General features: G+C 67.0%; 3 protein-coding genes. 1 reads left to right on the forward strand and 2 read right to left on the reverse strand.

Annotation, left to right across the window (positions count from 1 at the left end; translation table 11 throughout):
• Positions 1–109: 109 nt before the first annotated feature.
• A complete protein-coding gene (locus tag VXJ25_RS07580; protein WP_330958603.1) occupies positions 110–1723 on the reverse strand; it encodes a peptide chain release factor 3 in 1614 nt (537 codons plus the stop codon).
• Between the two features lie 304 nt (positions 1724–2027).
• Between VXJ25_RS07580 and VXJ25_RS07585 the strand changes: the two genes are divergently transcribed.
• The gene (locus VXJ25_RS07585) at positions 2028–3026 is read left to right on the forward strand and encodes a Gfo/Idh/MocA family protein (RefSeq protein WP_330958604.1); all 999 of its coding nucleotides are present in this window, start codon (positions 2028–2030) and stop codon (positions 3024–3026) included.
• Positions 3027–3146: 120 nt separating this feature from the next.
• Here the strand turns inward: VXJ25_RS07585 and VXJ25_RS07590 are convergent, their stop codons facing one another.
• Positions 3147–11237, reverse strand: coding sequence for a Spy0128 family protein (locus VXJ25_RS07590; protein ID WP_330958605.1), 8091 nt, complete (start codon positions 11235–11237; stop codon positions 3147–3149).
• Between the last annotated feature and the right edge of the window lie 329 nt (positions 11238–11566).

Below are 11566 nucleotides of genomic sequence, written 5' to 3' on the forward strand. Positions count from 1 at the left end.
GCCCCTTCACGACTCCGCTACAGTAGGCGTTCGGACCGGGGTTTTCAATCCCGCGCACGAACGCGACACGCCACGACGGCATGCGGCGCGGCACGTCGGCATGCGGAGCCTAGAACGCGATGTTGCCGAACTCGGAGAGCCTGAGCCCCGGGTTCCTCTCGAGCGCCCAGTTGACGTTCCACTCGTTGGTGAAGAGCAGCAGCTTGCCGCCACGCATGTCCTCGACCTTGCAGGTGTCACGCGAGAGGTTGAGCTGGGCTACGTCGACCTCGTCAGGGCCGTTCTGGATCCAGCGGATCTCCGTGTAGGGCAGGGGCTGCCGCCTCACGGTGACGTGGTACTCGCTCTTGAGCCGACGCTCGAGGACGTCGAGCTGCAGCACGCCTACGACGCCGACGATCACGCTCTCCATGCCACCGCCGACCTCGCGGAAGATCTGTATGGCGCCCTCCTGCGCGAGCTCCTCCACGCCCTTCACGAACTGCTTTCGCTTGAGGGTATCGACCTGCGTGACGCGCGCGAAGTGCTCGGGCGCGAAGGTCGGGATGCTGGGGTAGCGGACCTCCCTGCGACCGGCGCAGACGGTGTCACCGATCGAGAAGATCCCGGGGTCGAAGAGGCCCACGACGTCGCCCGCGAAGGCCTCGTCCACCGTGGCGCGGTCGTCGGCCATCATCGCCGTGCCGGTGGCGAGCTTGAGCTTGCGGCCGCTCTGCACGTGGCGGGCGTCCATGCCACGCTCGAACCTTCCGGAGCAGATCCGCAGGAAGGCGATGCGGTCCCGGTGGTTCTTGTCCATGTTGGCCTGGATCTTGAAGACGAAGCCCGAAAAGTCCTCTGAGGCGGGGTCGACCTTCTCGCCCGTGAGGCTGTCCGTGTAGGGCAAGGGCGACGGGGCGAGGCGCAGGAAGTCCTTGAGGAAGGGCTCCACGCCGAAGTTGGTGAGGGCGGAGCCGAAGAAGACCGGGGTCAGGCGGCCCGTCTGCACGGCCTCGAGGTCGAACTCCTCGGAGGCGCCGTCGAGCAGCTCGATGTCGTCGGCGAGCGCCTGGTGGTTCTCCGCGCCGATGAGCTCGTCGAGCGCGGGGTCGCCGAGCTCGGCCTCCACCTCGGCGACCCGCTTGGTCGCGTTCGCACGGCCGTCGCCCTCGAAGGCGAGGACGCGGCGCGACGCGCGGTCGAAGACGCCCTTGAAGTTGCGGCCGCTGCCGATGGGCCAGTTCATGGGATAGGTGTCGATCCCGAGGACCGTCTCGATCTCCTCGACGAGGTCGAAGGGGTCACGGGCGTCGTGGTCGAGCTTGTTCACGAAGGTGAAGATGGGGATGTGGCGCAGGGTGCAGACCTTGAAGAGCTTCTTGGTCTGGGCCTCGACGCCCTTGGCGCCGTCGATGACCATGACGGCGGCGTCCGCCGCCATGAGCGTGCGGTAGGTGTCCTCGGAGAAGTCCTGGTGGCCGGGGGTGTCGAGGATGTTGACGCAGTAGCCGTCGTAGGTGAACTGCAGCACGGAGGAGGTGACGGAGATGCCGCGCTCCTTCTCGATGTCCATCCAGTCCGAGACCGCGTGGCGCGAGCTCGCCTTGCCCTTGACCGATCCCGCCGTCTGTATGCTGCCGGTGTAGAGCAGGAGCTTCTCGGTCAGGGTCGTCTTGCCGGCATCCGGGTGCGAGATGATGGCGAAGGTGCGGCGAGAGCGTATCTGGTCTTGGACGCTGGGCATGCAGATCCCCCCTGCCGCGGGGGCGGCATCGAGTGGCTTGTGGATGGTGGGCCTTCCCGGGGCTGTGTGCGCCCGTCGGGTACGGCCCCAAGAATTGTAGTCAGCGCCGACGCCCGGCGGGCCCTGGAGCCCCCGAGGCCACTTGCCTTTCACATCTCCCCAGGCTCGACTACGATATGGGAGGGCTGTCCCCATGCGCGCGACGCAAGGGCGTGCGTCGCCGCGGGCCGCGCGTCGCCACAGGTCACGCGTCACTCGGATGGGGACTGGTCGCGGCGACACCGACCGGACGCTAGGAGGTAGCATGAAGCTCGGCATGGTCGGCACCGGCCTCATCGTGGGCGAGCAGCTCCAGCAGATGGAGCACCGCCCCGGCTACACGGTGGAGGCGATCGCGAGCACGCCCCGCTCCCTCCCTCATGCCAGGGAGCTTGCGGCGCGCCACGCCATCCCCGCCTGCTACGACGACTTCCTCGAGATGATCGTGGACGCAGACATCGACACGGTCTACGTCGGCGTCCCCAACGCGCTGCACCTCGCCGTCACGCGCGCCGCACTCGGGGCGGGCAAGAACGTGATCTGCGAGAAGCCCTTGGCCATGGGGCTCGAGGAGGCCCAAGACGCGAGCGACCTCGCCCGCGAGAGGGGCCTCTTCCTCTGGGAGGCCATGAACATCCCCTACCTGCCCAACTACGAGACCCTCCGGAGCCTCTTGCCCAAGGTCGGCGAGCCCAAGGTGGCCGCATGCAGCTACATCCAGCGCTCGCGCCGCTACGACGCCTTCCGCGCCGGCGAGACCCCTTCGGTCTTCGACCCCGCACGCGGCGGGGGCGCCCTCATGGACCTCGGCATCTACGTCATCCACTACCTCGTGGGGCTCTTCGGCGAACCCGAGCGGGTCTCGTACGCGGCCAACGTCGTGCGGGGCGTGGACACCTCCGGCATCCTCACCCTCGACTTCGGCGGCCTCGTTGCAACCGGCGTCGTAGCCAAGGACGCAGAAGGCCCCTCACGCTGCCTCGTCGAGGGGACGGAGGGCTACCTCCTGCAGGACTCGAAGCCGAGCTCCTGCGGCCCCATCACCTGCCACCTCAGGGACGGGAGCGAGACCCGCCACGACGACAATGGCTTCGCCGCTCCCGAGAGGCGCTGGGACGCGGAGTTCGCCAGCTTCGAGCGCGACTTCGAGACGGGCGACCTGGGGCACTGCTACCGGATGCTCGACCTCAGCCTCACAGCCGCCCGGGTGCTCGATGAGGCCCGCGCCTCCGCTGGGATCGCGCTTCCCGACTCGCACGGATAGCGTCGCCCGAGCCCTCCCTGCCCGCGCGCCCGACGCCCGTAACGAAGGGGAGGCCACGGCCCATCCGGACCGTGGTCTCCCCTCTTCGTAGACGTCCATCGTCCTGGCTTGCCGGCCCCCCTACTTGGAGACTCCGCGCCTGCGCAGGATGGCCGCGATGGCGACCACGCCGACGCCGAGCAGCGCGATGCCACCTGCACCGAGGGCGTAGTCCCCCGTGCTGGGCGTCCTGCCCTGGGTCCTGGGCGCAGGCTTGGTGCCCGCGGTGGTCGGGGTCGTAGACGGAGTCCTGGGGCTCTCCGGGACGGAGGAGCCGGGCTTCTGGTAGGAGTTGGTGAAGGTCGCCTCGCCCACCGCATCGCCCGTTACGTCTCCGGCTACGGGCCGGACGGTCAGCCGAGCGACCAGCTGCCCCTTGCCATCGTCCGTCACCTCGTACGTGAGCAGGAACTGGGTCTGGTCGCAGGTCCAGCCCTCCACGTGGAGCTGCTTCTCCCAGACGCGATACGTGTAGGTGCCGGGCTTGTCGAAGGTGATCCTGCCGAACTCGACCTTGCCAGGCCCCTCGAGAAGGACCGTCTTGCTGCCGGACGTCGAGCCCTCGGGCATGGGAGAGGCCTTGTCCTCGGCTCGCATCGTGAAGGAGAAGGTCGGGTAGGCGTCGCCCTCATAGCCGGTGACCTTCTTCTCGACCGGCGGGTCGGCCACGGTGACGGGCTTGGCGCTGTAGGTGTTGACGAAGCTCATCGCATTCACCTCGTCGCCGATGCCGTCGCCGGTGACGCGCTGGATGGTCCGGGCCTGCTCGAACTGGCCCGCCCCGTCGTCCTTCACTTCATAGGTGACGAGGTACTGGGTCTGGTCGCAGGTCCAGCCGCCCCGGTTGTCCCTCACCTCGAAGACGAGGTACTGGTAGGTGCCGGCCTTGTCGAAGGTGATGGTGCCGAAGCTGACGTTGCCGGGGCCTTGCAGCTCGACCGTCTTGGATCCGCCCTCGGAGCCCTCGGGCATCGGGTTGGCCGCGTCCAGCGCCTGCATCCTAAAGGAGAAGGTCGGGTACTCGCCGCCCTCGAAGCCGGAGACGTCCTTCCTGGCCGTCAGCTCGTCCGTAGTGACCTCCGTGGCCTTGTAGGTGTTGGTGATGATGAGCGCCTCGGGCGAGACCGTCGCCTGGAGCTGGCCGTCGACGTCTCGCACCTCGACCTTGATCTCGTGGGTCTCGGTGTCGTAGGTGATGCCGGGGCCCTTGCCCTCGAGCTCGCGCACCTCATAGGTGTAGGTGCCAGCCTCGGTGTAGGTCCGCGTACCGAAGATCACGTTTCCGCCGGCGTCATTTGTCGCCGTTACCGTCTCGCCCGTGGTCTCGTCTTTGAGCTGGAACGCGAACTCGCCGGCCACGAGCGGGGTCCCGCGACCTTCGAGCCGCTTCTGGACGCGAAGCTGGACGGAGGTCTCGAGCGGCTTGTAGGAGTTCTTGAACGTCGTGGTCGTGGCAGGGCCCTCCTGCTCGGTCGGAGACAGGGAGAAGACCGGTTCGCTCACCTTGAGCGTACCGTCGCCGTTGTCCTCGACGTGGACCTTCACCCACCTCGGCGCGGCGTCGTAGGTGTAGCCGCGGGCGGCGTTGCCGTTCTCGGCCAGGACGAAGTAGTTGTCGCCCACCTGGGACTCGTCGAAGGTGACATGGAAGGAGACGGTGCCGTCGGCCGCGTTGGTCGTGGTCGCCACCTCCTCCCTGCTGGCCTCGTCGGTCAGCGTGAAGCTGAACTGGCCGGCCTCGAGGGCCTTGCCCTCGAGTTCCTTCTTGGCGGTGATGGTCGTAGAGCCGGTCGCCTCGTAGTCGTTCTCGAAGGTCGTGTCGCCCGTGTAGGTGGCGACGGCGGTGATCTTGCCGTTGCCCTCATCGGTCACGGTGACCCTAACGGGGACGGTGTTAGTGGCGTAGGAGTAGCCGGCCTTGCCATCGTTGACCTCGCGGATGGTGTAGGCGAAGGCCTTGGTGCGCTTGCCGGAGGAGGAGGCGCCGTCAGCCTCGGCGGCGTTGGCCTCGGTCGCGAGCAGGCCCTCGAGGCCCTTGGCCAGGTTGGCGCCGGCTGAGCCGCCATCCGAGGCGGCCGAGGAGCCGGGCTCGGGCGAGGAGGGCACGACTTCATTCGCTGCGGCGGAGGAGCCATCGCCGGAGGCGGCGCCGGTGGTCGCCGATGCGTCGGTGCCAGTCGTGGCGGCGGCGGAGGCGCCGGCGGCGGTACCCTCGGACGACGTGGCGCCCGTGGCCTCGTCGGCCGCGGTCATGGCGGTCACGGCGTCACCGGACGTGGGGCTCGTGGCGCCCGTGGTCGCGTCGGACGCGGCGCTCGTCGCGGCGGCGTCGGCGGACCCCGCGTCAGCGAAGATGCTCTCGTCGTAGTGGAGGTTGAACTTGACGCTCTCGCCCTCGTTGGTCGTGGTCTGGATTACCTTGCCTTCGGCGTCGAGGAGCTCGAAGGTGAACTGCCCATCCTTGATCTGCCTGCCGTGGAGCGTCTTCCTCGCGGAGACCGTGACGTCGCCGGAGGCGGTGTAGGAGTTGTCGAAGGTCGTCTTGGAGTACTCGGGCGAGGCGGAGAGGGTGCCGTCCCCGTTGTCGGTGACCGTGACCTTCACCGTGCTGGCGGTGGAGTCGTAGGTGTAGCCCGGTTCACCGTCGTTGCGCTCGGAGATGGTGTAGGTGTAGGTGCCGGCCGACTCGTAGGAGAGACCGCTGAAGGTCACCATGCCGTCCACGTCGTTGGACGCCTCGGAAACAAGGGTGCCGTCCGCGTTCCTGAGCTCGAAGGTGAACAAGCCTGCGCTGAGATCGGCGCCGGAGAGGCTCTTCGTCACCTGGAGCGTGGCGTCGGTGACGGGGGTGGTGGCGTAGGTGTTGGTAATCACTGCAGGCGTCTGCACCTCGGCCTTGAGCGTGCCGTTCCCGTTGTCGGTGACTTTGATCGTCACGTCGTGGACGTTGTTGTCGCACGTCCAGCCGTCACCGGACTCGGTCGTCTCGAAGACCTGGTAGCTGTAGGTACCGGGCTTTCCGAACACGATCTTGCCGAAGGGCACCGTCTTCGTGCCAGCCTCGCTGAAGGTAACGGAGGCCGTGAGGCTCTCCGGCTCGGGCAAGCCCGTCAGCGGGACGAGCTGGAAGCTGAAGGTCTTGTCGGCCCATGCGGTGCCGTCGGCCACGACCGTCTTCTCGAGGACCGCGGTGGTGCTCGTGTCGAGCTCGCCGGTGGCGCTGTAGGTGTTGGTGAAGTTGGTGGTGGCGGAGCCCTCGGTCACGGAGGCGTGGAGCTGACCCATTCCGTCGTCGGTCACCTTGACCACGACCGCCTTGCCGCTCGTGGCCTGGGAGTCGTTAGTGACGCCCGCGACCTCGCCGGACTCGGTCACGGTGTAGGTGTAGGTGCCGGGTTTGGTGTAGGTGACGATGCCGAACGAGCTCGCGCCGCCCTTGCCGTCGACGTTGGTGACGCTGGTCGTGCCGGGCAGGGGAGCGCCGTCGGCGGCGGAGAGCGTGAAGGTGTACTTGCCCGAGACGTCAGGGGCGTTGAGCCCGTCTGCGGCGGCGAGCGTCTTGGACGCGGCGAGCTCCAGGGTGGCAGGCGTCGCCTCATAGGTGTTAGTGAAGGCCGCGGTGGGGGTCGCGTCGCTCGAGATGGTCCCCGTGGCACCCTCGCTCGTGGTCGTGAAGCCAGCGACCGGGGTCTCGGTCACGGTGTAGCCGCCCACGGGCAGGCCGGTCAAGGTCAGCGCCTGGCCATCCTCGAGGTCGAACTGGGCCGTGCCGTTCTCGAACAGCAGGCCAGAGAGCATGCCGTTCACGCTTGTGTTATCGAGCTGGACCTTGAAGTTGAAGACCTTGCTCGGCGCGGTCAGCCCCTCGGCCTGCTTGACCGTCTTGCTCACGATGAGGCTACCCGTCTCTAGGGTGTTGGTCACCGCGGAGTCGAGTCCGCCGTCGAGCTCCTGGTAGGAGGCGAGGTAGCCGGCAGGCACGTCCTCCTTCGTGGTGTAGGTGATGGGGGTGCCCGCGGAGTCGGAGCTCTTGGGGAGGTCGCGGAAGGTTCCGGACCAGCCGTTGGTGGACGAGAGCTTGAGGGTCTTGCCTGTGTCCTCGCCGTCGGCGAGGAGGTGTACCGTGATCGAGGAGGGCCTCAGCTCGGTCAGCTCGTCGTCCCCCGACCAGACCTTGGCGACGCCGTGGCTGGTAGCCTCGTAGGCGTTGGTAAAGGTGAGCGGCGCGTCAGTCGTGGAGGTTGAGCTCGCCGAGAGGGTGCCGTCGCCGTTGTCGCGCACGACCACGGTCACGGTCTTGCCGGACGTGGCCTTGGCGTCGTTGGTGATGCCCGCGACCTCGCCGGACTCGGTCACGGTGTAGGTGTAGGTGCCAGGCTTGTCGTAGGTGATGGTGTCGAAGGTCGCAGACTGCGCGGCAGTCGCGTCGTTCGCATCGGAGGAGACGGTCTTTGAGGAGAGCTCCTTGCCCTCGGCATCCAGCAGCTTGAAGGTGTAGGACCACGCGGGGACGGTGGAGCCGCCAGTGGCCTGGACCACCTTCTTGACGGGGATGCTCACCTGGGCCTTGCCATCGTCCTTGATGTCGTAGGCGTTCGTGAAGGTGACCGCCTTGCCGTCGTTGGCAGTCGCGGTGAGCGTGCCATCGCCGTTATCGGTGACGACGACCTCGACGTCCTTGGTCGCCGTGGCGTCGTTGGTGACGCCCTTGACGGTGCCGGACTCGGTCACGGTGTACGTATAGGTGCCGGGCTTGGTATAGGTGATCTGCCCGAACTTGGCCGTGCCGCCCTTCTCGGCCGGGTTGGTCACGATCTCGCCGCCGGCAACCGGCATGGGGGCGCCGTCCTTGGGCGAAAGGGTGAAGGTGTAGGCGCCCTTGATGCTCTTGGGTCCCTCGAGCCCCTCGGGCACCTCGAGGACCTTGGTGACGTCGATGGTGACGATGACCTCTCCGAAGTTGTAGGAGTTGGTGAACTCGACCGGCTGACCGCCGTTGGCGGTCGCGGTGAGCGTGCCGTCGCCGTTGTCAACCACGTCGACCGTGACTTGCTTGGGCGAGACGGAGTCGTTCTGCACGCCGGGGACGCTGCCGGACTCGCTCACGTTGTACGTATAGGTGCCGGGCGTCGTGAAGGTGATGTCACCGAAGGCCGCGGTGCCACCCGTCGTGTCGGGGTTGGTCACGACCTCGCCACCGGCAGCCGGCATGGGGGCGTCGCCGACCGCCTCGAGCGTGAAGGTGAACTTGCCGGTGATGTCGGGGACGTTCGCGCCCTCGGGGGCAGCCAGGGTCTTCTTCACCGTGACGCTGCCCTTCGTCGGGGCGGCCTTGTAGGCGTTGGTGACGGTGGGGTCGTTGCCCTGGGAGGTGGCGACGAGCTTGCCGTTGGCCTTGGCCACGACCACGGAGATCGTCTTGGGGTCGTTGTCGTAGGTCCAGCCGCCCGCGGTCGTGGTGTTCGTCTCCCGCACGTTGAAGGAATAGGTGCCCTCGGAGAAGAAAGTCATGTCGCCGAAGGGGACCCGCTCGGAGGTGCCGGCCTTGATGTAGCCGTCAGTCGAGGTGGTAGCCGTCGTGCTCTCGGGGAGCACGACCGCGCCGCCGTCGACCGCCTCCTGGGTGGCGTCGTCAGCCGGGGAGAGCTCGAAGGAGAACTGCTCGATGGCGTCATGGCCGCTCACGGCCTTGGTGACGGCGAGGGCGTCGTTGCCTCCGAGCGTGGCGCTGTCGTACTCGTTGGCATAAACGACCAAGTAGGAGTTGTTGGGGGCACTGACGGCACCCTTGGTAGTCGGGTCGCCGGTCTCGTTCTCGCCCGACGTGGTGCTCGAGATGGACTTGAGCGAGAAGCCGCGAGGCAGGTCCTTCTCCGTGTAGGCGTAGGACGTACCCGTCGGGAGGCTCGTGAAAACGAGCGACTGGGCGCCCTTGAGCTTGACGTTGAAGGTGGCGCCGCTCGAGACGACGTAGCTGCCGTCCGCCTGCTGCGTGGCCCCCGTGACCTCCACGGAGACGGGCTGCTGGCGCGCGTCGACCGCCGTGAAGGTGATGGCCGAGCCGTCGGGGGTGGTCAGCGAACCCTCGAAGGAGAAGGACGCATCGGTGGGGACGGAGCCGTCGGTGAGGTCGATGACGTGCTTGGTGAGCCTGAGCTCGCTCTTGCGCACGTTCAGGGCCTCGATGGTCGCGATCACGGTAGCCGAGACGGGGTTGTAGGTGGAGTCGCCGATCTTGTAGAGGCCGCTGCCGTCCTCGAGCCTCACGAGGTCGGTCAGGGTGCCGTTGACGTACATCGGGTGCAGGACGCCCGTGCTGAACTCCCAGCCGCTCAGGTCGAGGCCCGGGTTGCTCGCGGCGAGCTCCTGGACGGTGTAATCGTGGCCGCCCTCCAGGACGGTCACGTTGCCATCGGCGTCCACGGTCATGACGCCGGGCGACACGTGACGGGTCGCCTGCCAGCCGTTGGCGCTCGAGAGCTCGACGGTGCCACGGTCCTCGCCGTCGGATATGAGATTGAGGACGACCGAGTCGGGTGTGCCGTCGTCGATGCCGTCCGTCCAGGACTTGTGGACGACAACCTGGGAGGAGGCGGTGGCGATGGGGTCGGGGTTCTGGAAGTCCGCGGAGCCCGTGCCCTCCTTGGTGCCGACGTAGGTGTCCGTCGCCTCGTCATAGGTGTAGGTGAAGCCGTCCTTGGTCCACGTGTTGTCTCCGATCTTCACCGCGCCATCGGGGAGGACGCCCGTGGAGACGGTGTCCAGGCGGGTGTAGCTCACCGTGTTGCCGTCGGCGGCGTTGGTGTTGAGGGAGTAGGTGCCGTCACCGTTGTCGACGAGCTGCGCCTTCTGCTCGGCGGTCAGTCCGTCATAGGTCGTCCTGCCGTTCTTGAGGTCGGCGACGAGGTCGAGGGCCTCCTGGCTGGGCCAGACGTCGAAGCTCACGGTGTACGTCACGCCGTTGGCGAGCCTCTGGTCGCCGAGGTCCCACTTGACCGTGCCGTTCTCGTAGGTGGCTGCGGGGGCGTCGGTCCAGGCCTCGCCGCCCTTGGTGTAGGTGAACCCGGAGGCCCCGGAGGCCTTAATGCTGACCGAGGTGAGATCGGTCACCTTGTCCTCGACGGTCACATCCTTGTAGGCGACCGCACTGGTGATCTGGTTCACGATCTGCTCGAAGGCGTCGGAGAGCGCAGCTGAGTCAGTGGCGTCGTAGTAGGTGCCGCCGAGCTGCTGCATGACGGTCGCGTCACCGAAGGCGCCGATGGAGTAGAGCTTGTAGCCGGAGCCCATGAGGGAGTCCGCCACGCCCTTCGCGGCGCCGAGGTTCCAACCGTTGGGGTCCGAGTTGCCGGTACCCCAGACGCCGTAGGTCTCGTTGTAGTCGCTGGCCCTGTTGCTGTACCTCGAGTCGCGGAACGTGGGGTTGCCGTCTGAGACGAAGATCACGTAGGTCGCCTCGCCCGGCTGCGAGGAGTGCCTCTCGTCCGCGAGGGCCTTGGCCTTGTTGAGGGCGGCCTCCCAGTTGGTGCCGCCGTCCGCCTCGAAGCTGGAGACGGTGCCCTTGAGCGCGGAGGCGTCCGTGCTCCACTCGAACGAGTCGTTCACCTTGGAGGAGAAGCTCACGAGGGAGACCTCGACTGCGTCGGGGGTCTCCCTGGTGTTGTTGGCCAATAGCTGGTCGATGAGGTTGTTCGTGGCAGCCTTGGCCACGGCGAGGCGGCTCGTCCGGGTCTCGCTACGCTCATAGCGCACGCCCTCGTACCGCGCGCCGCTGGGGTCGGTCCAATACTTATTGCCCCAGTTCCAGTGGTACGTGAGCTTCACGTACTCGCCGTCCACGAGGCCGTAGGTGTTCCGGTCGTCGGTAGTCTCTGAGTACTCGTACGAGGTCGTGGTCTCATCCATCGAGCCCGAGGTGTCGAAGACCACCACGACGTTGGCCTTCGAGCTCTCCTGCGCGCTGCTCGCCGAGCCCGTCACGCTCAGGGAGAGCTTGTAGGTGCCGTCCCCGTTGGGGGTGAGCGTCTTCGCCACCTTCGGCGGCTCCGCGTCCGCAGCGCTTGCCGCGAAGCTGACGGCGACCTTGCCGACCATCGCCACGGCGGCCGCGACGAGGACGGCCACGATGGCCACCTTCGCCCTCGACCCGGGTCTCCAATGCATCCGCTTCATCAGAACGGCCCCCTTCCCGTCACCCCGTCCCGCTGCCCTCAGGCGCGAGACTCGGCAGACAAGTGACAATTTCCTCATGGTTTCCACAGAGTATCCATGAGCTCCCCCACGGCCTCGAGCATCAACTCCTGCCAATGGCCTACCGTTCGTGCCAGCAAGCCCTGGCTTTGTTTGCGTACCATTGGGTGAGAAACGAGGGGGGTGCGCGGTTCCGTCAAGTATCTTTCGCAAATGTCTTCTGACCCCCCTATGTCGGCAGGACTTGCTTGCGGCTTCCTAGTCCGTGCTAACGCTCCTCTCGTCCCAGTGGTCCAGCAACGACATGTCGA

It is taken from the genome of Olsenella absiana (assembly GCF_036408855.1).
In the GTDB taxonomy this organism is placed as follows: domain Bacteria; phylum Actinomycetota; class Coriobacteriia; order Coriobacteriales; family Atopobiaceae; genus Olsenella_K; species Olsenella_K absiana.

What these genes read in the sequence shown, in the direction of transcription:
- VXJ25_RS07590 (WP_330958605.1), bottom strand. Translation starts at nt 11,237, where the DNA reads ATGAAGCGGATGCATTGGAGACCCGGGTCGAGGGCGAAGGTGGCCATC.
- VXJ25_RS07585 (WP_330958604.1), top strand. Translation starts at nt 2,028, where the DNA reads ATGAAGCTCGGCATGGTCGGCACCGGCCTCATCGTGGGCGAGCAGCTC.
- VXJ25_RS07580 (WP_330958603.1), bottom strand. Translation starts at nt 1,723, where the DNA reads ATGCCCAGCGTCCAAGACCAGATACGCTCTCGCCGCACCTTCGCCATC.